This window comes from Symmachiella macrocystis (genome assembly GCF_007860075.1).
In the GTDB taxonomy this organism is placed as follows: Bacteria; Planctomycetota; Planctomycetia; order Planctomycetales; family Planctomycetaceae; genus Symmachiella; species Symmachiella macrocystis.
Window position 1 is genome coordinate 2,985,123 of the sequence record NZ_SJPP01000001.1, and the last position, 24,573, is coordinate 3,009,695.

The 24,573-nt window shown below is 56.4% G+C and carries 20 protein-coding genes; 13 read left to right on the forward strand and 7 right to left on the reverse strand.

Annotated elements, in window-relative coordinates; translation table 11 throughout:
- Positions 1 to 65: 65 nt before the first annotated feature.
- From CA54_RS11445 to rfaE2, 4 genes are read right to left on the reverse strand one after another with little or no spacing between them, the layout of a single operon-like run.
- Positions 66 to 875 carry a lipopolysaccharide kinase InaA family protein gene (locus CA54_RS11445; protein WP_197532394.1) on the reverse strand — a complete coding sequence of 270 codons (810 nt, stop codon included), beginning with the start codon at positions 873 to 875 and terminating at the stop codon, positions 66 to 68.
- Positions 856 to 2,070, reverse strand: coding sequence for a glycosyltransferase family 4 protein (locus tag CA54_RS11450; protein WP_231963038.1), 1,215 nt, complete (start codon positions 2,068 to 2,070; stop codon positions 856 to 858). Before CA54_RS11450 ends, CA54_RS11445 begins: the two co-directional genes overlap by 20 nt.
- A 49-nt stretch (positions 2,071 to 2,119) precedes the next feature.
- Positions 2,120 to 3,181 carry a lipopolysaccharide heptosyltransferase II gene (waaF, locus tag CA54_RS11455; protein ID WP_146370900.1) on the reverse strand — a complete coding sequence of 354 codons (1,062 nt, stop codon included), beginning with the start codon at positions 3,179 to 3,181 and terminating at the stop codon, positions 2,120 to 2,122.
- Complete coding sequence (gene rfaE2 / locus CA54_RS11460) at positions 3,178 to 4,713, reverse strand: D-glycero-beta-D-manno-heptose 1-phosphate adenylyltransferase (RefSeq protein ID WP_146370901.1); 1,536 nt, start codon at positions 4,711 to 4,713, stop codon at positions 3,178 to 3,180. The genes waaF and rfaE2 overlap by 4 nt, the downstream gene beginning before the upstream one ends.
- A gap of 377 nt (positions 4,714 to 5,090) precedes the next feature.
- On the opposite strand from rfaE2, the gene CA54_RS11465 reads away from it, so the two are divergent.
- The 13 genes from CA54_RS11465 to CA54_RS11525 all read left to right on the forward strand — a co-directional run bounded on the left by CA54_RS11465 (position 5,091) and on the right by CA54_RS11525 (position 22,153).
- Positions 5,091 to 6,053 (forward strand): beta-ribofuranosylaminobenzene 5'-phosphate synthase family protein, encoded by a 963-nt coding sequence (locus tag CA54_RS11465; protein ID WP_146370902.1) that lies wholly within the window; start codon positions 5,091 to 5,093, stop codon positions 6,051 to 6,053.
- Between the two features lie 388 nt (positions 6,054 to 6,441).
- Positions 6,442 to 7,569: a CDP-glucose 4,6-dehydratase gene (gene rfbG, locus CA54_RS11470; RefSeq protein WP_146372367.1), complete on the forward strand. Its 1,128-nt coding sequence runs from the start codon at positions 6,442 to 6,444 to the stop codon at positions 7,567 to 7,569.
- A gap of 26 nt (positions 7,570 to 7,595) precedes the next feature.
- Entirely contained in the window at positions 7,596 to 8,762 is a 1,167-nt protein-coding gene (locus CA54_RS11475; RefSeq protein ID WP_390816742.1) for a class I SAM-dependent methyltransferase, read from the forward strand.
- Entirely contained in the window at positions 8,759 to 9,361 is a 603-nt protein-coding gene (gene rfbC / locus CA54_RS11480) for a dTDP-4-dehydrorhamnose 3,5-epimerase (protein ID WP_146370904.1), read from the forward strand. Before CA54_RS11475 ends, rfbC begins: the two co-directional genes overlap by 4 nt.
- Positions 9,351 to 10,280, forward strand: coding sequence for an NAD-dependent epimerase/dehydratase family protein (locus tag CA54_RS11485; RefSeq protein WP_146370905.1), 930 nt, complete (start codon positions 9,351 to 9,353; stop codon positions 10,278 to 10,280). The genes rfbC and CA54_RS11485 overlap by 11 nt, the downstream gene beginning before the upstream one ends.
- 390 nt (positions 10,281 to 10,670) lie before the next feature.
- The gene (locus CA54_RS11490; protein WP_197532397.1) at positions 10,671 to 11,750 is read left to right on the forward strand and encodes an MraY family glycosyltransferase; all 1,080 of its coding nucleotides are present in this window, start codon (positions 10,671 to 10,673) and stop codon (positions 11,748 to 11,750) included.
- Positions 11,751 to 11,796: 46 nt separating this feature from the next.
- On the forward strand, positions 11,797 to 12,165 hold the full coding sequence (locus tag CA54_RS11495; RefSeq protein WP_146370907.1) for a hypothetical protein: 369 nt from the start codon (positions 11,797 to 11,799) through the stop codon (positions 12,163 to 12,165).
- 494 nt (positions 12,166 to 12,659) lie between these two features.
- Positions 12,660 to 15,761 (forward strand): PVC-type heme-binding CxxCH protein, encoded by a 3,102-nt coding sequence (locus CA54_RS11500; protein ID WP_146370908.1) that lies wholly within the window; start codon positions 12,660 to 12,662, stop codon positions 15,759 to 15,761.
- A gap of 323 nt (positions 15,762 to 16,084) precedes the next feature.
- Positions 16,085 to 16,507: a response regulator gene (locus CA54_RS11505; protein ID WP_146370909.1), complete on the forward strand. Its 423-nt coding sequence runs from the start codon at positions 16,085 to 16,087 to the stop codon at positions 16,505 to 16,507.
- A 257-nt stretch (positions 16,508 to 16,764) separates the two neighbouring features.
- The gene (locus CA54_RS11510) at positions 16,765 to 17,430 is read left to right on the forward strand and encodes an FHA domain-containing protein (protein ID WP_146370910.1); all 666 of its coding nucleotides are present in this window, start codon (positions 16,765 to 16,767) and stop codon (positions 17,428 to 17,430) included.
- A 384-nt stretch (positions 17,431 to 17,814) separates the two neighbouring features.
- Positions 17,815 to 18,309, forward strand: a complete 495-nt coding sequence (locus CA54_RS11515; protein ID WP_146370911.1) for a chemotaxis protein CheX — start codon at positions 17,815 to 17,817, stop codon at positions 18,307 to 18,309.
- 206 nt (positions 18,310 to 18,515) lie between these two features.
- The gene (locus CA54_RS11520; protein WP_146370912.1) at positions 18,516 to 20,579 is read left to right on the forward strand and encodes a sensor domain-containing diguanylate cyclase; all 2,064 of its coding nucleotides are present in this window, start codon (positions 18,516 to 18,518) and stop codon (positions 20,577 to 20,579) included.
- Positions 20,580 to 20,614: 35 nt separating this feature from the next.
- Complete coding sequence (locus CA54_RS11525) at positions 20,615 to 22,153, forward strand: sodium:proton antiporter (RefSeq protein WP_197532398.1); 1,539 nt, start codon at positions 20,615 to 20,617, stop codon at positions 22,151 to 22,153.
- 88 nt (positions 22,154 to 22,241) lie between these two features.
- Here the strand turns inward: CA54_RS11525 and CA54_RS11530 are convergent, their stop codons facing one another.
- From CA54_RS11530 to def, 3 genes are read right to left on the reverse strand one after another with little or no spacing between them, the layout of a single operon-like run.
- Positions 22,242 to 22,835 carry a dihydrofolate reductase family protein gene (locus tag CA54_RS11530; RefSeq protein WP_146370914.1) on the reverse strand — a complete coding sequence of 198 codons (594 nt, stop codon included), beginning with the start codon at positions 22,833 to 22,835 and terminating at the stop codon, positions 22,242 to 22,244.
- Between the two features lie 60 nt (positions 22,836 to 22,895).
- The gene (fmt, locus tag CA54_RS11535) at positions 22,896 to 23,858 is read right to left on the reverse strand and encodes a methionyl-tRNA formyltransferase (RefSeq protein ID WP_146370915.1); all 963 of its coding nucleotides are present in this window, start codon (positions 23,856 to 23,858) and stop codon (positions 22,896 to 22,898) included.
- Positions 23,859 to 23,875: 17 nt separating this feature from the next.
- Entirely contained in the window at positions 23,876 to 24,448 is a 573-nt protein-coding gene (def, locus tag CA54_RS11540) for a peptide deformylase (RefSeq protein ID WP_146370916.1), read from the reverse strand.
- Positions 24,449 to 24,573 lie beyond the last annotated feature (125 nt).

Below are 24,573 nucleotides of genomic sequence, written 5' to 3' on the forward strand. Positions count from 1 at the left end.
TTACTGTCCTACCGACTACGGCCGAAAGTCCACAGCCTCACCCCTCAAGCCTGTCGCCTCAAGCCTCACAGCCGATTCTTCTGCGAGTGCCGTGCAATCCAGCGGGATTTGCTGCGGATTCGTCGTACGAGGCGCTTTTCAGCGGGGTCGAGTCTCCGTGAACCGCCGAAATAACCATGCAGAAACCGCACTTGCTCGCGGATTCGCATGTGTCGGGCGGAGTAGTCTAACTGTGCCAGATCTTTGATGATCCAGCGCTTCGACAGGTTGGCGGACGCCCGTGCGCGGCCCAGATCGATGACCCGCACGTCAAAATCATCGTCGCCTTGGCGGATCAACAAGTGTCCCAAGTAAAAATCCTGGTGATGCAACCCCGCGACATGCATCCGCCGCGCGATTTCCGCTACGCGGTCCACAACCGGCGTCAAATCAGCCGTTCCCGGTTGTTGCGACAACCATTCGGGTAGCTTCGTGTACCCGTCGATTGCCTCGGTCACTAGAAACGAATACCGGCCCACCTCACCCAGTGCCACCGGCGTCATTGTCGGGATTTCAGCCGTGTGGAATTCGAGCAGGGCATCCCATTCGTTGCGAGCACCCAGAATCGGCCAAGTGAGCCGTAATAAGGGTTTGAAGTATTCTTTGAACGGCGAGGGCAAATGACGTTTGATATAAAATCCGCGGGAATGCTCCCCATCCTGCAGCATGATCCGCCTTGTAGTCCGTTCTGCCAACAGGTTTTTGGCAATCGTGCCACCGGTGTGATTCATCAGGGCATCGAACGTGTCGAGTTGGTTGGTGCGAAGGATCTGCGCAAAGTCGCGATTCACTCGCAACTTTCCGCCTTGCCAATCCTCAAACGCGATACTTGTCACGCAACACCTCGTAGAACAACTCCGAAACTTGCCGCGCATTGTTCTCAACCGTCATCGTGGCCGTCTTAGCCCGGCTGGCAGTCGCCATCAATTCGCGCTGTGCGTCCGTTTTCGAAAAATGGTGGTCTAGTGATTCCGCCAATTCGCATACCGCCCAGCTATCTGGCAACAGGTAGCCGGTGGCCTCTTCGTCAATCATGTCTGCGCCGCCGGCGGTGGCTGTCGTAATCGCAGGAACACCACAGGCCATCGATTCGACGACCACGTTGGGAAACGGCTCATAAGTCGTCGGGAGAACCATCAGATCCCCCGCCGCATAAAACCGCTCAATTTTGTCTTGTCGGCCGGCGAAGGTGACACGGTTCGCGACGCCCAATCGTTTGGCCAGTCGCGCGAACTTGCGTTGTGGTCCCCGTCCTAACACCAGAAGTTGAATCTCTTGATTGCGAGCGGCGCGGAGCGACTCCAGGATGGTGCGCAGCCCCTTGCCCGCAAAATCCATCGAGGCAAAGGTGATCAACGGATCGTGTTCCCCGATTCCCCATTCACGACGGACCTCCGCGGAATACTGTTTGGCGCGGGGGTGAAAGTGATCGATGTCGACGCCGTTGTAAATCGTGCGGATCTTCTCCGGCGGCACGTCGTAATATCGCTGCAACAACGCGCCGTCGACGGAGGAAATCGTCACAATTCGCCGTGTGTGCGGTGACTGGCAGATTGTCCGTTCCAACTCTATGAGTGTCCGGTGCCGCGGATTGAGTTGCTGCAGAAACCGATTCGCCCGATTGCGATAGTGCACGTTCAACCAGTGCGATTGCAGTCGTTCGGTCACGCGAAACAGATCGACGCCCAGACTCCGTCCCAATCCATAGGCAATATCGAATTTCTGCTCGGCAATCACCTTGCCACAGTTCTCGGCAAACGAGCGATTGCGGGCCGAGGAGGTCGAGGATTGCACGCGAACGGGTAAAAACGGCAGTTCGTCGCTCAACTCGTCGTCGATGCCTTCGCCGACAAACGAAACATCATGCCCCAGCTTGAGCAGCTGCCGCGATAAATTCACACAGTACCGCTCCGCTCCACCACGTTGCAGAGAGTAATAGCGCCGCGCAATCGCGATTTTCAGCGGCTGCCGTTCAAGGGCAGGGGGGCCGGCTTTCGGTGTATTGACCTGTTGTATGGTACTGATAGCCATGAGGTCCGTATTAGGGGGCGATGAAACTTCTGTCTCTTATCAATCGCTATTAAGCCACGGACCGCCGCGCGGTTTCGTGCAACTGTCTCGTGACCGCACTGAACACGCGATCCACACCCAGTTCCTGCATGCAGCGATGATGTCCGAGCGGACACACCCGCTTTTGACATGGTCCGCAATCAACATGCAGCTGCAAATGGACCGCCTTGGGGTAAAAAGTTTCGCTCCAAGCGATGTGCGTTGGCCCAAAAATCGTGACGACCGGCACATTGAACGGAGCAGCAAAATGCCGTGGACCGGAATCGGTCGTGACCAATAAATCGGCTTGGCGGATGGCCGCTTTAGTCAGCCGCAAGCTGGGTGATTCGCCGGCCAGGCTGACCACGTGCGGATGTCCGGCAAGGCGAACGATCTCACGGGCTTGCGCTTGTTCGGCCGGTCCGCACAACACGACGACTTGTTTGTGAAATTTATCGGCAATCAATCGACCCAACTCGGCGAACGATGACGTTGGCCAATGTTTCGCGGCTCCGAAGGCGCCTCCGGAATTCAGACAGACGAGGCCACGCGTTTCCTCCGGCGACCCGATACGAGCCAGAATCCGCTGAAACCGCAGTTCATCTTCAGAACTGGTGGCCAACTCCATCTGCCGCCGCTGGGCGGTTCCGCTGGTGGATTTCGCACCGACATACTCTGCCAAGCGCCAATACTCGTCGATCACCGGATGCGGCGTTCGCCGAGATTTCGGTTTCAAAGCATCCGTCAGCAACCAACGCCGCGCATCGCGTGCAAAACCAACGCGACGCTCAATCCGTCCCGCCCAAGCAATCATGGCGGTCCGAAATGAGTTGGTGAATAACAGCGCTAAATCGATGTCTTCATAGCGCAATTGGCGGCTGAGTGACCATCCCCGCTGCGCTGGATTGGCGCCGCGCGGGTCGTAAAACAATTCACGATCAATCAACCCCGTCCCGTCGAGTACGTCGGAAAGGTATGGCCGCATGATGCCGATGATTTCCGCGCGGGGGTATCGATTGCGCACGGCGCGCAGTGCGGGAGTCGCCATCACGAGGTCGCCGACCCAGTTCGGGCAAAACATTGCAATTTTCATCCTGCTTTTCGCTCCGGCGCATGAGCTTTCGGGACCGCGGGTGTCTTCAAAATCGTCTGGCCCCGCAATCTCTCGACGATCTGTGTCGTGGACACACCGGGAATGACCGACAACGGCTTTACGTCGCCGCCGTAGGATTCCACAAGTTCCCAACCGACAATCTCGTCGCGGCGGTACGTCCCTCCCTTGACCAACAAATCAGGTCGGAGGCGATCCAACAGGGCGTGCGGTGTTTCTTCGTCAAAGACCAGCACATAGTCCACCGCGTCCAGTGCGGCCAACATCGTGGCTCGCTCCTGTTGCGGAAACAACGGGCGATCCGGAGCCTTCTCCAAGCGGCGGATGCTTGCGTCGCTGTTGACGGCGACGATCAGGCAATCCCCTTCATCAGCAGCTTGCTGGAGATAATGCACGTGTCCCACATGCAACAAATCAAAGCAGCCGTTGGTGAGCACAATTTTTTGTTTCAATTGCCGCCGCGCGGAAACGTGCTGAGCAAGTTCGTCGAGATCGCAGACTTTTTGATAGGTCTTACGAGGACCGGTCAACAAGTCTCCCAACATTTGGTCGCGCGTGATGGGAACCACTCCAATCTGCTCGACCTCCAAACCGCCGGCGATATTCGCCAAACGAGCGGTGTCCGCCAACGAGACCCCATCGGCCATGGCGACACCGATGGTCGCCAGCACCATGTCTCCCGCACCAGTAATGTCGTAAACCTCACGTCGCCGAGTCGGCAGTAATTCCGCGTCCCCATTCGCTTGGACGACAGCGATGCCGTCGCTATCGAGTGTTACGAACGCATTCTTCAGGCCCAGCTCTTCGCACAATTGCCGTCCCGCGGTAAAAGCGTCGTCGCTGGATTGCACGTCGATGCTGGTCGCCCGTGTGGTTTCTAAACGATTCGGCGTAACAGCCGTCGCCCCGTGATACAACGAATAGTCCTCACCCGGGCGCGGATCGACAATCACCGGGACGCCGACTTGACGAGCATGGGTAATAATCTGTTGCACGATTTCCGGAGTACACACGCCTTTGGCATAGTCAGAAATCAACACGACTTGGTGTTTTTCAATCAGCGGCAGGACGGTCTGCAGCAACGTCTCCGAGCGTTGGGTGTCGAGCGCCGTGCGCTGTTCGCGATCCACACGGAGCATTTGGTGCGGATGCCGATGTTGTGCGCGCCCGATGAAGCGTTCCTTGACTGTGGTCGGCCGCGTGTCGTCGACAAGCACCGCATCGCAATTCACATCCAAGGCTTCTAATTCGCTGCGGAGTTCGCGTCCGTCGAGGTCATCACCGGTCACACCTGCGAGCGAAACGCCGGCTTCCAAGCCTCGCAAAAGCTGCGCGACGTTCGCGGCGCCGCCCAAACGGGTTTCACTGCGATCGGCTTGCAGAAGAATGACGGGCGCTTCCTGGCTGACCCGTTCGGCGTCGCCCCAGATGTAGCGGTCGAGTATCAAGTCACCCAACACCAACACCTGTGGGCGGCCAAGGTTTTGCAGAACCTGGATTAAATCATTGGACATCGTCGGTCGCAATCCATTGCGAAAGAGTCTACAGATCGGGTTTTTCTAGTCCTTGCCCCAGCGACAATGATCCGCTCCCCGTAGGGAGAGCAATCAACCGCAGCCGGAATGGGAAACGCACCGCGAGGCAGAGCACTTCTGTGACTCGGTGATCTCCATCAGTAGCGAGGGGCGGGAATGATCGTCAGCAACACGTTTTGAGTCAATGCCGATTCGCAGCGATGGCGTTTTAAGATAACCCACAGAGGCAATATTTCTCACCGGAAAAAATATCCACCGCCACGATTTTGCGTCCTGACAGCCGATTCGTTAATCTGGGGTAAGAAAAACCGGAAATCAAGAGACGCTTGGCTGAGGCGGACGGAAGTAGTGAGATCATGACCGACGAAGTAGTTGTCGAAACCGGTGCGAGGCTGCATTTTGGGCTGTTAGCGCATTCGCCCCAAATCAAGCGGCAATTCGGCGGCGCCGGGGTGATGGTCTCTGGAATCGGCTATCGCCTACGAGGAACCGTTGCCGACGTTGACAAAATTCTCGGAGAGGAGAGAGCCGCCCAACGCGTACGGCGATTCGTCGGCATCTATCGGGAATCGATTCCGAGCGGCCAACAACCCCCCCCTTGCCGCATCGACCTGGAACAGGTGATTCCGCCGCACGCCGGGCTTGGCTCGGGAACGCAACTCGGCTTGGCCGTCGCCCGCGTGCTAGCGGTGCTGTCGGGCGAGTCGGCCACCCCTGCCGTCCCCTTGGCCGAGCGCGTCGGACGGGGTTTGCGGTCGGGATTGGGCATCCATGGTTTTGAGCGGGGAGGGTTTCTGATCGACGGCGGCAAACGGAGCACTGACGTAGTTGCTCCACTAGTCGGGAACGCCGAGTTTCCAAGCGATTGGCGATTCATACTGGTTACTCCCAAAGAATTCAGCGGGCTCTCCGGATCAGCGGAATTGAAGGCCTTTGCGGAGATGGCGCCTATGCCGACTGTCATGACCGATACACTTTGCCGGATTTTATTATTGCAAATGATGCCGGCTGTGATCGAAGCCGATTTCGACGCCTGTAGCGCGGCCATTTATGAATTCGGTCGGATGGTCGGCGAATATTTTGCCCCGACGCAAGGAGGAGTCTTCGCCTCACCAGCGATGCAAAAATTGGCACCCGTCATCCGTGAACGTGGCTATACGGGAATCGGACAAACATCCTGGGGCCCAACGCTCTTTGTGCTCTGTCGAGATCAACTGCACGCAGATATGCTGTGCGGCGAGTTGCACACCAACCCCCATTGCCAAAACTGCGACATCCACTGCGTCAAACCGCTGAATCACGGTGCAACAATAAAATAGAAGAGTTGGCCACGCCAATCACACCAATGGTGTCTATTCCCATCACGCAATGCATGATCACAACCAAAAATGGGGTGCCAGTGCGAGGGCGTGACTTGGCATGGAACGCCGTGCACGGCGGCAAGCCGTCGGTTTGGGGATGTTGCGATTTCAGGCCCGTTAATCTGTGTTTGATCCGTGTTTCATCTGTGGCTAAAAACATCGTCACCTGAGTTGCTCGACGGCATTGTGGGGATGAAGGAGACCTGGGGGAAGAGGGGGGAACGGCATCTCAATTACATATTGACCCTGGGGAATGTTTCTGCCACATTACGCCCCGCTTTCGCTCGACGACGGAGTTCGTCTGGCGAAAATGATCTCACTGGAAATGAGTTTAGGAGGGCACGCCATGGAAGGCGGCAGACTATGGCAGCCGTTTTGGCGCGGAAAACGTGTGCTGGTGACCGGCCATACGGGCTTTAAGGGAGCTTGGCTCTGTTTATTGCTCAAAGAGCTAGGCGCCGAGGTCGTCGGTTTTGCCCGCGATATCCCCACACAACCGGCGCTGTTTGAGCTCGCCCATCTCGACGATGACCTACACTCGATCCGCGGCGATGTCCGCAACTACGAACATCTGCGCACTATGGTTCGCGATGCACAGCCGGAGATCGTGATTCACATGGCGGCGCAGAGTTTGGTGCGACGCTCCTATCAAGAACCGCTGGAAACTTATGCCACTAACGTCATGGGAACGGCCCATGTGTTGGAAGCCGTGCGACAGACATCGGGTGTCCGTGTCGCGATTGTCGTCACGAGTGACAAATGCTACGAAAATCACGATGCGATCCATGGCTTCGTCGAAGCAGACCCCATGGGAGGCAGCGACCCGTACAGCAGTAGTAAGGGATGTGCTGAACTGATCACCGCCGCCTACCGTGCCTCCTTTTTCTCATCAGCAACACCAGCTGAGACAGCCATCGCAACGGTCCGCAGCGGCAATGTCATTGGCGGCGGCGATTGGGCTGAAGACCGTCTAGTTCCCGATTTGATGCGGGCCTTTGCAGCGGATCAACCCGCCGCAATCCGCAATCCCCTGTTCGTGCGGCCTTGGCAGCACGTTTTGGAACCGCTTAAGGGCTATTTGATGTTGGCCGAAAAGCTGTGGGACGCCCCCGGTGATTTTTCCGAAGCTTGGAATTTCGGCCCCCGCGATGAAGATGCACAACCGGTTTCGGTGATTGCCGATCGATTGGTCGAATTGTGGGAGGGAGACGCCTCCTGGAAATTGGCCGTCGGCGAGCAGCCGTGCGAAGCCCATTCGCTCAAACTGAATTGTGAAAAGGCGCGGGAGGAACTGGGATGGTGGCCCCGCACGACACTCGACACCGCTTTACAATGGACGGTTCAATGGTACCAAGCGTTTCAGAACGGACTCGACGCACGCGCGGTAACGCAGCAGCAAATTTGCCAATTCCTCGGCACGAAGATACCGTTGAATACACAGGTGCCCACTGCCGGTTTTGCCAAAGCCGGTTAAACGTCACATTCGCTGACTTGGGAATGATGCCGTTGGCGAATTCCTATGTCCCCATGGATCGGCAGCGCGCGGTGGAACCGTTCCATCCGCTGCACGTCCAGGTCTGTCCCGAATGTCGACTCGTGCAATTGGAGCACTTGGAATCGCCGCAAGCGCTGTTTGGGGAATATGCGTACGTCTCTTCCTATTCCCGCAGTTGGTTAAGGCATTGCCAACAGTACGCGGAACGAATGGTAACCCAACTCCAACTCGACAATGCCGCACAGGTGGTGGAAATTGGTAGCAACGATGGTTGTTTGCTGAGCTGTTTTCAAAAACAAGGCATCGCGGTTCACGGCGTCGATCCAGCGGCAAACGTAGCCAAGGTCGCCGTTGCTGCCGGAATTCCCACAGACGCAACGTTCTTTGGCAAACCGTATGCTGAGCATTTGTCGACGCGGGGACTAAACGCCGACTTATTGATCGCCAATAACGTGTTGGCCCACGTGCCGGACATCAACGACTTTGTCGCCGGCCTCAAATTGTTATTAAAACCTGGCGGTCTGATCACGGTCGAGTTTCCGCATTTATTGCGGTTGATCGAGTCCATTCAGTTCGACACGATTTACCACGAGCACGTTTCCTACCTATCGTTGGCCGTCGTGCAGAGCATTTTTGCAGCTCACGATCTGACCGTCACCGATGTCGAGCAATTGCCGACGCACGGCGGTTCACTGCGGGTCTTTGCGCGGCACACCGAATCAAACCCTGAGATTGCGACCGCTGTTGAAGATCTGATTGACACCGAACGAGACCGCGGTTTGGAGCGGCTCGAGACGTATCGCGACTTCAACCGCCAGTTGCGCGTGGCGAAATTGTCGTTGTTACAGTTTTTGCTGGACGCAAAGTTGAAAGGGGCGCGCGTTGCCGGATATGGCGCACCAGCCAAGGCAACGACGCTGTTGAATTATTGCGGCGTGGATGTCGAATTCATCGACTTCACCGTCGACCGCAATCCGCGCAAACAACAACACTTTATTCCCGGCACGCAGATTCCGATTTTGCATCCCGATGCGATCAACATGCATCGTCCCGATTATGTGGTGATCTTCCCGTGGAATCTTCGTGACGAGATCACGCAGCAACTGGCCGACATTCGCCACTGGGGCGGGCAATTCGTGGTGCCGATTCCGGAAGTCGAGGTGCTGCCATAAATCTAACCGAGACACCTTTGGCCGGCGCATTTGTCATTCAGCCCGACTTGCGGCGCGATGAGCGCGGATTTTTCGCGCGGACATTTTGTCGTGAGACGCTGCGCGAATATGGCATTGATGTCGACATTGTGCAATGCAACCTTTCGCAAAACCGCCGCCGCGGCACGGTGCGAGGCATGCACTATCAAGTGCCGCCGCACGCCGAACAAAAATTGGTTTGCTGCCTTCGTGGCGCGGCCTATGACGTGATCGTCGACCTCCGTGCCGACTCGGCAACCTACGGCCGTTGGCATGCCGTGGAATTGACCGCCGCGAATCGCCGCACTCTGTTTATCCCCCGTGGGATGGCGCACGGATTTCAAACGCTGACCGCCGACACGGAATTGTTTTACCAAATGGGGCACACGTATTCGCCCCGACACGCTCGCGGTTTTTGCCACGACGACCCGGCGATCGGCATCGAATGGCCGCTACCGGTGCGTTGTATTTCAGAGCGTGACCGAAGTTTTGGACCGGTCCTTGACCAACAGATTCAATACGAGACTGCCTTAGCGGCCTACCCCGGGGCGGAAACGATGGAGCGTTCTTATGACGGATGAAAAAATTGTGTTTGTGACCGGCGGAACAGGATTCATCGGTCGGCATGCCGTACACGCCTTGTTGCGCAACGGGTACGAAGTGCATGTCGCTTCGCGGACCTACAACGGCCCCTTCGCGCCATCGCCCCGGATGCGGATCCATGAATGCGATCTGTTTGACAACGACTACGTCTGCCGATTGTTACGAATGATTCAACCCACGCACCTGCTGCATTTGGCTTGGGAAACAACGCATGGCCGGTTTTGGAATTCGCCAAGTAACGCGCAATGGATCGAAGCCAGTTTAGGACTATTGCGTGGCTTTTCAGCATGCGGCGGGCATAGGGCGGTCTTCGCCGGTAGTTGCGCGGAATATGGTGAATCCGCCGAAATCTGCGACGAAATCACGACCCCCTTGCGTCCCACAAGTTTGTACGGAGTCTCCAAAAACGCCCTGCAACAAGTGGTCGCTGAGTACGCGCGCACGACCGGTCTCAGCACCGCCTGGGGCCGCTTATTTAATGTTTACGGTCCGGGAGAATCAGAACAACGTTTTGTCTCCTCAACCGTGAAAACTTTGCTCGCTGACAAATCAGCAATTTGCCGGCACGGTTCGCATGTTCGCGATTATTTGCACGTGCATGACGTCGGGAACGCGCTCACCACATTGTTGGAGAGCGACGTAACCGGCCCGGTGAATGTCGCCTCAGGCCGTCCGGTCACATTGGAAGAGATCGCGACCCGTTTGGTTGCAACAGTGGGCCGCGGCAATGCTACCATCGAAAACGGCGAACCTTCGGTAGACAACCCGCCGGAGATCTCCGCCGTGACGGAGCGACTGTCGAAAGAAGTCGCCTGGGCACCGTCGATTACCCTTGACGAAGGTCTGCGGTCGGTCGTGCATACGTTGCAACAACACCGACAATCACGCGCCGCCTAGAGAATCGTCTCACTTAAGAATGGGGGTGCCACTGGCTTCGCCAGTGTTTTCTGGGGAGTCGCCTCGCTCCGAATCACCGGTTTGCGAACGCTCCTTTGCAATGCTTTGCGTCGCCCAGCCCATGTGAGCCGCAGTGGGGACCGAACCAGTATTCGCCGTCTCAAAAGGCGAACCCGCGCGCGTTGGCCCGCGCCATCTCGCAACCGTTTCGAGCATATAATGTATCTCGATAATGGGGTTTGTCGATTTCTAGAGAGCGTTTATACTCCGCCACTCGACCCCTTATCTTTTGCGGGCCTGCCGTAGTGCGCGGCGGGAATGGATTGACCGCATTGATCGACTGAACATCCGCTCCGGCGGGTGTCTAAAGCATAAGGTATGGATACCTGGATGCTGAGTGTTCCGTTTGTGATTGCAATTATGGCCGCGATTTTTCTCACGCCCGGCGTGCGATTTGTCGCTGCGCGCACCGGAGCCATGGATCGCCCCGATGGCCAACGCAAACGTCAAAAATATCCCGTCCCCACGCTCGGGGGAGTCGCAGTCTGCGTCGCCATTCTCTTAGCCGCTTGCGTCGCTGCTTTGACCGAAGTCCCCGTTGGGGGTTTGGTTCCCGTGCTGCTCTCCTCACTGATCATCTGTCTGGTTGGGGCGTACGACGATGTCTTCAATCTCAAACCACGCTGGAAGTTTGTCGGGCAAATTATCGCCGTGCTACCGATCGTCATGGCCGGTGATGCGGTTGATCGCATTTGGGCGTTCGGCACGGTGTGGGATTTGGGGATGTTCGGAAAAATGCTAACCATGCTGTGGTTGGTTTCCGGAATCAACGCCATCAATTTCTTAGACGGCATGGATGGGTTGGGATCATTGACCGGCGTCGGGCTGTCGATTGCCGCCGCTGCGATTGCCCTGATCACAGACCGCACCGAGATCGCACTGTTGGCGTTGATTCACGCCGGAGCATTGATTGGTTTCATGGTCTATAACCTGCCGCCGGCCCGCGTCTATTTAGGCGATTCGGGCAGCATGCTGATCGGTATGACCGTGTCGTACTTAGCAATCCAAGCGCCCCGCGCACCGGGTGACGCACTGCATCTGGGTGTCGCCGTGGCATTATTGACGGTCCCGATTTTGGACACCTCCCTAGCCATCCTCCGCCGCGCTTTGATCGGACAAGATGTTTGGCACGGCGACCGACGACACATGCATCACAGTTTGCTGGGCCGTGGCATGTCCCGCTGGGCGGTGCTGCGATTTTTAGCGGGCCTGTTTTGTGTGACGGGCCTGACTTGTTTCATTTCAGTCGCTATTGGTGTCCCCGCATTAGCCTGGTTGGCGTTTTGCGGCGTACCGGCCTATTTGTTCGCCGGACATTATTGTTGCCGGCTGGAATGGGAATTGGCAAAAAGCTGGATGCGGCGCGTGCGTGTCATAAAAAACAGATCGAGTACAGCTAAAAATCAATGAACTGGGGTGCCACTGGCCCTGCCAGTGTTTATCAAAAGGGTGACCCATGATCTCACGTATTCTGGCGGTCGTGTTGCCGTTATTCCTGATTGCCGGGTGCCACGCCCCAACGCCGCTGCAAACCAGCGACCTGCCTGCCGAATTTCGCGACGCCGGTTTGCCCGGTGTGGAGAAAATGCAGCAGCGAATCCTCGAACAAACCCCACCCGGCACGCCCATTGAAAAAGCCGAAGCGGTCATGTCGGACAACGGTTTCAAAATCGAGAAAAAGTCGGATGAGACCGGCGCGTACCTCGATTGCGACTTGGGCCCCGGCGGCGAATATTTCGGAACCAAACGCTGGCGCGTGAAAATCCGGCACACCAATGGCATCGTCGACGACGTCGCCGTATCAGCAGGCGCCAACAAGCCCTAGCCGTGGAACTCAAACCACACCAACGGGCATAAAGGGAGTGCGAAGCTCCCGCTGAGCCGCACAAACCATGCAGCTACCCCCTTAACATCGACGCCCGCCAATTGTCGACCCACGCGGAAAATCAACGCACGCTACCCGTCAACGCCCGCCCGAACTTACCCCAACGGGGTAAGACATCATAGCCTAGGGTAAGCGGCGCAGCCGCGCCACCCTAGGAACCCAAGCCCCCCGCGCACAAACCCTGAAGGGGTTTCTCACCGCGACGCATGCCCAGCATCGCGTTCCCACCACGATTGAACAACCCCTACAGGGTTGCCGCGCATTATTACCTCGTCCACCTAGGGAGCGCTCACTGCGTTCGCAACCCTAGGCTATGATGTTTAACGCCTTCGGCGTAGACTTTGACATGCTGATGGTGCGTCCGCCATGACAATCGCATTCTGGCCATAATTCAATCTCGATTTCGAACGCACAATCACACGAAAAGGAATCGCATGACCGCTCGCATGATATCGCTCGCCGCCGTAGCCCTGATTACAGCGTTTCCTACGTTCGCCCGCGCTGCGGAAGATGCGCCGCCCAAATCGCTCGATCCACGATTGAAAGTCGAATTGTTCGCTGAGCATCCGCAGATCGTCACGCCGACCGGCACCGACGTTGACCATCTCGGCCGTGTGTGGGCGATTGAAAGCAATACGCACCACCGCGCGAGCGACTACCAAAGGCACGACAGCGACCGCGTGTTGATCCTGCGCGACACAAACAACGATGGCCGTGCGGACGACATCGTCGTTTTCACCGACGGCTTGGTGCATACGATGAGCATTGCCGTGCGGCCCGATGGGGCAGTGTATATCGCGACGCGTAAAGAAGTCTTGCTGTTTCGCGATACCGATGGCGACGGCAAGGCCGATAGCCGCGAACGGATTTTGCATCTCGACACGCCGGGCGATTATCCACACAACGGTCTGGCCGGATTCGCCTTTGACGCACTCGGCTGGATGTATATCGGTATGGGGGAAAATCTCGGTGCGGATTACAAATTGATCGGCACCGATGGCAGTGTCGAGACCGGTGGCGGTGAAGGGGGGAACATCTTTCGCTGCCGCCCCGACGGTTCGAAGCTCACACGGTTCGCCACCGGATTTTGGAATCCTTATGCCAGTTGTTTCGATACGTTCGGACGCATGTTCACCGTCGACAACGATCCCGACAGCCGTCCACCCTGCCGGTTGTTGCACACGATACGTGGCGGCGATTACGGTTATCGTTACCGCAACGGCCGTCGCGGCGTGCATCCGTTTACCTCTTGGAATGGCGAACTCCCCGGCACGCTACCGATGGTCGCCGGCACGGGCGAAGCCCCCTCGGGCATCGTCGCTTACGAATCAGATGGCTTCCCGGAAGAATACATCGGCTCGCTGCTGGTTGGTTCCTGGGGCGACCACCGCATCGATCGATTCCAACTCAAACCCCGCGGCACGTCATTCACTTCCAAGGCGGAACCGTTGATCGTCGGCGGCGAAAACTTCCGCCCGGTCGGCTTGGCGGTCGCCCCGGACGGCAGTTTGTATTTCACCGACTGGGTGTTGAAGGACTACCCGGTGCACGGCCACGGCCGCATCTGGCGCGTCTCGGCGGTGGATGAACCGCAGCAGGAGGTGATTGACGTGGCGACGATCCCCGGCCGGCCGGTGGCGAAGTTGAAGGAGTTACTGAAGTCAAAACGGATTGAAGTGCGTCGCGCAGCGGCAACGGCATTAGCGAAGACGACGGAGGCACGAAAAGAATCGGTCGCGGTATTCGTTGACAAACAGATGCCCCGACGCGGAAAGATTGAGATGGTTTGGGCATTAGGCCGTACGATCTCAGCAGCGGAGTTTTGGCAGACGAGTCTGGAGTGGAGTCAGCGAGTCGATCCTGATAACGGTTTGGGACCGGAATTTAAGGCAGGTCAGGTCGTGTTAGGGGAATTGAATCAAACCGATGACGATTGGTCGAAGAACACCCAAATCTCACCTGAAGACATTAAACCGGTTGTTGAATCCACCCTGAGTACGTGGGTTAATATGTATGTTCAACGCGATCACACGATCGTGCTGGCAATTCTGGACTGGATGGGGCCACGCTCATATAAGAAGTTGCCACCGGAGGAAGACTATACAAAAATTGGGGCCGGTTTCCAAAAACTTGATCCGTTCATTTTCGGCAAGTTGTTACATGTCGTCCGCCAATCCTTCTCCGCGCGATTGCTCTTCAAGCTAGCCACCGTCGATTCGACGCCTCGACCCCGCGCCCGCCTCGGCTTCTTTCTAGCCCTGCGCCAAAAGGCCCCCAAACTCAAAGCGGCCGCCGAAGCAGGTCTCACCGATCCCTCCCCCGACATCCAACGCGCCGCTGTACAGTGGATCGCCGAAGAGGATTTCCAAGACCTGCGGCCGAAGTTGCGACAGTTGCTAACCGACGGCAATCTCTCCACCGATCTGTTCGAGGCCACGCTGGCCGCGTTGGCGATTTTGGATGGCGTCGAACGCGACGGCGATTTCAAAACAAAAATCAAAAACGAAATCGATGGATCGCAATATGTGTTGCAACTCGTCGCCGACCCCCAGCAAAAACCACAGTTACGGGCGCGGGCCTTGCGGGCACTCGATCCGGCTAACGCCGGGCTGAATGAAAAACTGTTCAACGATTTGCTAGCGGTCGCAGATCCGGTGCTCACCTTGGAAACGGTCCGCACATTACAAGCCTCCCCCATGCCCACCGCTGCCCAATTGTTGACAGGCATCGCGCGTGATGAAAACCTGGAGACCAATGTACGGGCCGAGGCACTGGTTGGATTGGCCGCTCAACCGATCGATGCCGCATCGCGCGAGCTGTTGACGTCGCTATTAAGTTCCGACAATCGCGTCCTGCAAATCGAAGCCCTACGAGCGGTCCGCAAAATCCCGCCGAAGGAATTCGATGCGGAGCTCAACACGACGCTGGCTGATTTGTCGACATTGGTAATGCGTGCGAAAGGCGATGATGTGACTGACGTCGATCGCGAATTGACCGAGCAACTCGCCCGGACATTGATAGCCAGTGGAACTGAGGTATCGCCTGAACTGACCGCTCTGGTACCCGAACGGCCGCAGGGAATCCAAGAATGGCAAAAACTGCTTGAGCAACCGGGGGATGCGGATGCGGGGCGGCGGGTATTTTTTCACTCCGCAGGAGCGGGCTGTTATCGTTGTCACACAGTCAACGGCCGCGGCGGAAACATCGGCCCGGAACTCTCCAAAGTCGCCGGCACGCTCAAGCAGGACAAACTGGTGCAGTCGATCCTCGAACCGAGCGCCGAGATCGCTCCCCAGTTCTCCGGCTGGTCGTTCGTCATGCAGGACGGCAAAGTCCACAGCGGGTTGATCCTCGCCCAGGACCGCGAGGGCAAAGTGACGATTGGCGATACACAGGGGAATGTCCTGGAATTGTTGAGCAACGAAATCGACGAACGGGTGCCTCAAAAAACGTCAATCATGCCCGAAAAACTCCTGGATCAGTTAACGGTTCGCGAATTTCGAGACCTGCTGGCATATTTGGAAACACTGAAATAACAGCGACCCAGGAGAGGTGTGCCCCTGTTTTACGGCTTTCTAGGCCATTTTGGCGACTTAAAAAACCTGCCGTTCTGACAGTTTGGGCAATGCCGGTTGTAAATTCATCTCGATTTCGGACGGAATCATCTGGTACAATCGATGACCCGGCTTGCGAGCCAATTTCGGAACACATTATGAGAGTGATACTTAGGGATTCGCCACTGATTTGCGGCGTGTTGGCATTGTTGTTGCTGTTATAGGGAGTCAGGCACCAGTCCCGGAGGGACTGTTTGCGCAGAATTTCGTGTGATGTTTGATCGTTGGAATCAAAGGAGGTTCCTGTGAGACGTCGAGGCAACCGTCCTTATGAATTGTTGATCGCCGATGACGATCCGCATTTTCGCGAGGCACTCCGCTCAATTTTTGAGCTGCGGTTTAGCTTGGTCGAGGCGGAATCGGGCGAAGAGGCAATCGATATTGTGCAAGAACAACACGTCGATTTGGTGTTGTTGGATATGCATATGGAAGTCCTCACCGGGTTGGAAACGGTGCGGATTGTCAAATCGCTGCACGGATTGCTGCCGTGTATTATCATCACCGCTGATGCAACGGACGATTTGCGTCGCGACGCCGAACAGGCGGAAGCTTATTCGGTTTTGGCCAAACCGGTTACGAAAATCGAGGTGGTCAAGTCCGTCTCGGATGCGATCGGCCAGACTTATAACGACCCAGACATCCTCAATTGGGCCGCCTCACTGAACTAACGCACTGTGCTTAACCAGGCGTGCGCGAGGAGAAGTTCTTGACGCTCGGCGCGTTACCATGTTACAAGTTGGTTTATGCGGCGGATTTTTCCTGATCCGCAATTCTCCTGATTGCGTTCCCAAGCGGAGGTCAGTTGTCGAATGGCTCAAAAGTTTGGTTCTCAGCGAGCCATTCTCGATAACCATTTCGCCTCGCTCGTATCCCGGGACATCACGACACAACCACGTTGGCAAGACTCTCTACAAAAGCGTGCTGCATGGCCATGGTGACATTTCAAGTTGTGAGCGGTCTGGAGAAAGGATCGGTTTACGCAGATTTGCCCACGCCGGTCACGATCGGCCGTGAGGACGACAATACAATTCGTCTCAATGACGAAAGCGTGAGCCGGTTTCACGTGAAGATTCAAGACGATGACGGTCGGTTTATTTTGACCGACTTAGACAGCACCAACGGTACGCGCGTCAATGGGCATCCGATGCACATGCGCGTGCTACAGGTCGGTGATCTGGTCGCTGTCGGGCGTTCGTTGTTGATCTTCGGCAGTGAAGAAGAAATCTCGATACAACAGACGCGGAACGAACTGCTCAACAGCGGCGTTCTGTCATCCGATTCGCACACCATGTCGCTGCACGGCGATGATCAATCCGAGGCACCCGGCAGCACGCGGGCGGACGGGGAATTGTTTCCGCAAGGTCCGCCGGAGATCCCCCGCGACATGCGACCGGTTCATGCGGCGTTGGTGTCGGACGTCTTGGCTTATGTCCACGATCAAATCGCAGCCGTGCTAGAGAATGCTGAAGAACGCACCGGAGGCGGCGAGCAAGCACGGATCGAGGTCCCTGCAGCGGTCTGGCAACGGTTGCTCAAAACCGAGATGCACCTGGCGATCTACTTGCGCCGAATCGCCGATCCGGACCGCTAACGGTCTGAATGTACGCCCGAGTGAATTGGGCTGTTCCTCAAAACCGGCCGAAGCCGACCCTCGCGCCCATGCAATGCACAGTCACGTCAGGCTGCGCGCTATGCCGCGTCGAATCCAAGCAGTCATCCGGCAAGTCCGTTCGGTTTGCCGGAATGATCCCTACGGCAGCTAAAACCGCGCCCTTTTTCTAATAGCCTGACTGAGAAAGTGGCAACGTCGTGCATCATAATGCCCGACTCTTCGCAATTCTTGACCTATAGTGGCGATAGATTCTCAGTTTACGACCGGAGTATTGGTCTGTGAGCTTTATCGGAGAGGTCGGAGAACCGCTTCGTCTCGATGTCAAATCCGCCTGAACATTGCTCCCCCTTGAGGAAAGTCACCATGAGTGCGGCTGTTGAACAAAATATGGCGTCAGACGTCGACTACATCAATCCGGTGATTACTTCTACAAAAAACGTTTTTGAAATGATGTTGGGTGCATCAGTGGCTCGGACCGGCCTCAAACTCAAGTCGCAAGTCACGCCCGAACATGAAGTGAGTGCTGTGATCGGTTTAACAGGCCTTGTCCAAGGGACGTTCGTATTGAGTTTCGGAAAAGAAATGTCATTTTCCGTCTTGGACCAATTGGTCGGTACCAAAACCGATGAAGTCAACAATGAGGTTTGCGACGCAATTGGCGAATTGGCCAACATGATTGCCGGTGCTGCCAAAGCGCACTTGGCTCAGTTGGAACTGTCGTTAAGCATTCCGAACGTCGTCACCGGTGCGGGGCACGTTGTGCACTATCCTTCGAACGTCGTACCGATTTGTATTTCATTCAACAGCGACCTGGGACCGTTCACCATCGAGGTGGGTTTCACCAAACCGCTGCATTGACGAACAACAGTCCAGTCTGACCGCGACTCACTGTCACAGATCCTTGATCCTGCTCTGCGCTACCACACCAACGTAAAAGTCCTACCAAAATAGCCTGCCGAATCCACCCACCCCACATTGACGTCTTGGACGACTTGCTACGAAGTGGTCCTGTATTACGGTTTTGCAGCGACGACGAAACGTTCAATCGACCATTCGAAGGTTGAATGGCTTGCTCCCCATATATCCCCTTACAACCGGTCGAGACGATGATCGATCCTGAAACTATTTGGACGTCCAAACATCTACCCACTTTGCCGACAGTTGCGGTCGAATTGCTCAAACTAAGGAATGATCCTGAATCGGGCATCGCTGAAGTGCAAGCGTTGGTCCGAAACGATCCGGCCATCTCGGCCAAAATCCTCAAGGCGGTCAACTCCACGTTCTTTGGAGTTTCCTCGCAGGTCACTTCGCTGGAACGGGCGGTTGGCTTGCTGGGTGGCACGTATGTGACATCGTTGGCGCTGAGTTTCTATTTGTCGAAACACGCATCAACAACCGGGACGTTGTCAGAATATTACGCGCGGTATTGGCTGCAATCTGTCGTACAAGCCACCGCAGCAGAAACTTTGGGGCGACGTGCCAAACAACGGATGGAATCGGAACTGTTTTTATCCGGCCTGCTGCTCGACCTAGGCCGATTGGCGATGCTCAAGGCGATTCCCGACGAATACCAGGCCGTGATGACCACCGCCGCCACGCAGCCCCGTGATCTCTACGAAATCGAACGCGAACAACTGGGCTTCGACCACATGGAAATCGGTGCCAAGTTGGCCGAAACGTGGGAATTGCCTGAAACGCTCTGGACGTTCATTCGCTCTCATCATGCGCCGGTCGAAGAACTCGAAACTTCGGTGGATCCCTCCGCCAATTCTCTAGAGCGCGCATTAGCGCTCGCCGCCTGTGTGGGGGATTTCTTTTGCGCCAACAATCTAGGCATCGCCTATGAGCGACTGCAAAAACGTGCCGCACGCGATTATGGAATGGATGAACAGGGGTTGGGAGAATTCCTCAATGAGGTGCGTGCGCGCATCGAAGTCGTCGCCGATCAGTTTTCGGCTCAAGCTAACCAACTTGAGGATCCAGCCGAATTGATGGCCGAAGCGAGCGAACAATTGGCAAATCTTGTTATGCAAGAAAGCGTGGCCAACCTGCATGCGACGGCACGGCACGAAGCAGCCGTTCAAGCCAAACACGACTTGGAGTCCCAGCATCACGAATTGCAGCAGCAATCTCAGTACGATCGCCTCACCACCGTTTTCAACCGAGCGTACTTCGACGAAGCTCTGGATGCCGAAGTCGGACGTTGCGTACAAAACGCCCATCCACTCGGCCTGATCTTCTGCGACATTGACCAATTCAAACAGGCGAACGATACCTATGGGCACCAATTTGGCGATCATATTTTAAAACAAGTGGCAGCTGCATTTCTTGAAGTTTTGCGGCCCGATGATATCCTCGCTCGGTATGGTGGTGACGAATTCGTTGTGCTGGTCAGCAATCCCACACTCAAGGGACTGAAAAAACTTGCCGAACGCATCCGTTTGCGAGTCGAAACTGAGCAATTTGAATTCGATGGTTGCCCTGTCACCATTTGTGTCAGCCTGGGCGCCGCCTTAGATATTCCCGGACGGAATTGCGTCGATGTCGGAGACCGTGTGATCGCCGCCGCCGACCAAGAAATGTATAAAGCCAAACATGATGGCGGCAACCGTTCGCAGGTTCGTTCGCTAATTAGCGAATCTTCGGCGCTGTTGGAACAACTTGTCACCAATAATCGTTTCAGCCGCTGGCTCGTTGCGCAACACGTATTGGATATTCCCGTCGTCTCGCGGGCATTGCTGCAAGTGACCGGCCAAAAAGCGAAGATCGGCCAATTAGCCGTTTCCTGCAAAGTGCTGCGATCCGTTGACGTTCAAACGATTCTTGCCGAGCAAGAATGCACTGGCGAGAGATTTGGCGAGGTCGCCCTGCGGCTGGAATTACTCAACGAAGACCAAATCGTCGATCTGTTGATCCTGCAGAGAGAAGACCCCAGTGCATTGCTCCAGGCAATCGCATCCCAGGAAATCTTGAGCAGCGTCGAATTGCAATGCGCACTGGAAGCTTATGCGACGAGTCGCACCGACGTCATTTGTTCGGAATTCTTCGCTGCCAGTCCTGCGACTCATCAAACAACGGACTCAGTTCCCTCCCCCTCATGTGGAATTGCCCCGACGGATCCCCGTTAAATCGGGCGCCGCGCAATTTTTGGAAAGTTAGAAACATGGAAATCACCGCCGTCCCGGGTGGACAACACGATCTCACCCGACGTTGGGTTGTCAGTGCCATCGTAGGCATCGCCATTTGTTATGGTCTGTGGCAGTTTCAAACGGTCGCTTCCATCGCCACGGCGCACCATGCCGTGGAAGCGGGACACGGCGCGACCGCCGCACATGCAGAGCACGCCGCGCATGAAGCCCCAACGCCGGCTGCCTATAGCATCATTCCATTCGCCGGATTATTACTGTGCATCGCACTGTTGCCGTTGTTTCATTTCTCCGAAGAGTGGTGGGAACACAATCACAATCGCCTGTTGGTCGCAGTGGGCTGCGGGGCGCTGACACTGTTGTATTTTGCTTTTATCTATGGTCATGGCGTGTTGGATCACACCTCGCATGAGATGTCCGCCCCCGGTTGGAGTGCGGCGCTCACGGTGTTGAGAAACGCGATGCTTGTGGAATACATCCCGTTCATCGTCTTGCTATTCAGCCTGTATGTCATCAGCGGCGGCATTGCCATCGAGGGACATCTGGTCGGACGGCCAAAATTGAATACCGGCTTTATTGCCGTCGGCGCTTTGATGGCCAGCCTGATCGGGACCACCGGCGCTGCCATGTTAATGATCCGCCCGCTGCTCAAAGCCAACGCCAACCGCAAATACGTTGTGCATACCGTCGTCTTTTTCATATTCGCCGCATGCAACACCGGCGGCTGCCTGTTGCCGATTGGTGATCCCCCGCTATTTTTAGGATTTTTGCGCGGCGTGGATTTCTTTTGGACACTCAAGCTGTGGCCGCAATGGCTGGCGATGAACGGCAGTCTGCTGGTCGTATATTACCTCTGGGATACGTGGCGGTATCGTCATGAAGATCGTTCCGCCGTGGAAACCCAACCCCAGCGCCCGCAACCATTTGCCATTCGTGGGGGAATCAATTTCCTCTGGTTGTTTGGCGTCATCTTCTGCGTCGCACTGCTCGATCCGTCGAAAGCCGTCCCCGGCACGCACTATCACGCGCCGGTTTACTTTCGCGAAATCGTCATGCTGGCACTGACCGGTATGTCGTTGCTCTCAACATCGGCGGCGATTCGGAAACAAAACTCGTTCAACTATGAGGCTATCATCGAGGTGGCGGCGCTGTTTATTGGCATCTTCATCTGTATGCAGGCACCGATTCAAATTCTGCATACCTATGGCCCCTCCTTGGGGATCGACAAATCGTGGCAGTTCTATTGGGGGACCGGGTTGCTCTCCAGTTTCTTAGACAATGCCCCGACCTATGTCGTCTTCTTCGAAACAGCGAAAACAATCCCCACCGACGCCGCCACGGTTGCAGGCGTGGCCGAGCCATCGCTCATCGCCATTAGCCTCGGAGCGGTCTTCATGGGAGCCATGACCTACATCGGCAACGGGCCGAACTTCATGGTCAAGTCAATCGCCGAAAAAAACAACGTCCGCATGCCCAGCTTCTTCGGCTACATGGCCTACAGCTGCGCCGTGCTCTTTCCGCTATCACTGTTGCTGACGTGGGTGTTTTTGGTGTAGTCGGCGGGCAGGCAGGGAGTGGCCGGTGGCGAGTGGCCAGAACGTACGCATGCCGCGCCGGACAGCAGTCATCTACCAACCCTAAGGCCTACGGTCTGCGGCCTAAACCGTCCTCCTCACGCCTGTCCCCTCGCGCCTCCCGCACAATGCGGTACTTCGTCTGCACAAACCCATTGCCAAACGTACGGGTCCATTCGTGTGAGAGCCGTATGTCGTGATCAATTGCGCCGAACAGCGGGATTCCCTCGCCGAGCAAGACCGGGAGCCGCGTGATCGTCATATCTGCTATCAAACCGGCACGTAAAAATCGGCGAATCGTCTCACCGCCGTCGATGTATAGATGCCGACGGCCCTCGGTTTCCAATTGTGCGACCAATTCCTGCGGCTCTTGATGGATGTTGCGTACTTTGGTTTGCAATTCTGCAGGGATGTGAATTGTCCTGCTGGAGAGCACGACCACCGGTAATTTGTCGTACGGCCAGTTCGCAAACGTGAGGACTTTTTCAAAACTGCGGCGGCCCATGACCAGCGTGTCGATGCTGCCGGTGAACTCGGCATACCCGAAGTCTTCAGTGGCCGACATCGTATAGGCGGGGTTCTCTAGCCAGTCGATATTGTCGTCGGCGCGGGCAATAAAACCGTCGCTACTAGTCGCGATGAAAACAGAGCATGTGAGTGGCATGGCGGGCTGATGTCCTTGCTTGGGCGCGAAACCGGCGAGCTGATACTCCGCCACTCGTCGTTACTCAAGCGGCCCGAAGCAATCACCGGCAGGGACGCTGTGACCGCGGAGGAAATCGCCGGCGGGCATCGCGCGTTTTCCCTCGGGTTGGATTTCCACGATCTCGACCACATCCGTGCCGGTTTGAATCCACAAGCCGCCTTCGTCATTTTCCAGGACCGTGCCGGGCAATTCGGCTGAGCGGGCGTCGATTTTGTGAACGTGCGGCACGACCAGTCGCAGCGGTTTTCCGTTGGTGCGATGCCAAAATGTGAACGGCTTAGGCCAAGGCTGCAAGGCGCGGATGTGCCAATCGACTTCGTCGGCTGAACGCGTCCAGTCAATTGCTCCCTGTTCCTTTTTCATCTTCGGGGCTAACGTCGCTGCGGCGTCGTCCTGGACAATCGGATTCGTGGTGCCCGCTGCCAATTCGCTGATGACGCGCTGTGCCAACGGCACGCTGAGTTGCGCGAGTCGCGGTTCTAATTCCCCGGCCGTTTCTTCCGTGCCGATCGTCAGCGACTCCATTCCCAAGATCGGTCCAGAGTCGAGGCTGGGTTCGATTTGGAAAATCGTTACACCCGTTTCCGTTTCGCCGCTGAGGATCGCATAGTTCACCGGAGCAGCGCCGCGGTATTTCGGCAGTAGTGAGGCATGCACATTGACCGCACCGAGTCGCGGGGTGCCCAATAGCTTGGCGGAAAGGATTTGTCCGTATGCAGCCACAACCAGCAGATCAAGCTGCAAATCGGCCATCTCTTCCAACGACTCGGGCGTGTTGACTTTTGCCGGCCGCAGGACCGGTGTGCCGTGCGCTTCGGCCAGTTCGACCATCGGATTGCGCACATGTTTGTGATGCCCGCGACCGGTGCGCGCGGGTTGAGTGTAGAGCGCCACGACGTCGTGCGGCGTGTCGTATAAGCCGGCGAAAGTGGGAACAGCAAACGCGCCCGTCCCCATCATGGCCAATCGTAACCTCGTCATCCGTGCACCCCCTCCACTTACGGAGTCCATTCCTGGAGTTGCTGCTGGATCTCGGCGTCGGACGGGAATTTTCCCTGTTCCTGTCGGCGACGGAACAGCGTTTCAAAATCGGACAACATCGGATCGACCTCGCGGCGGGCCGCCTCGGTCATGCGGTCGGTGAATAGAACCCCGTCCAGATGGTCGGTTTCGTGCTGAATCGCGCGGCTGGCCAGATCGTCAACGGTCAATTCAAAACCTTGCCCGTCCAGACCGTAGGCTTGGACCACAATTTCTCCAGCGCGGCGGACATCGCCATAAAGGCTGGGCATGCTCAGGCAGCCTTCTTCGGCCTCCTGATTTCCCTTACGGCGGACGATCTCCGGATTGATGAAGACGAATTCTTCTTCCGTCTCCGCCGGGTCGGCCAGGAGATTGAGCACGAACAGTCGTATCGGCAGCGCCACTTGATTGGCGGCCAATCCGATGCCGTTGGCTTCATACATCAACTCGAACATCTGGCGGACAGTCGTCCGCAGTTCGGCATTGATGGCCTGAACGGGCGATGATTTCCACCGCAACGCAGGATGCGGATACTTAACAATTTCCATGAACCAACACGTCCCCATACCAACCGTAGACAAAAACCACGATTGAATTATAGGACGTACCGCCCCTGTCGTCGAGTACATCGCCCCGCGGCAAATGATTCGACGAACAAAGACGGGATTCCTGC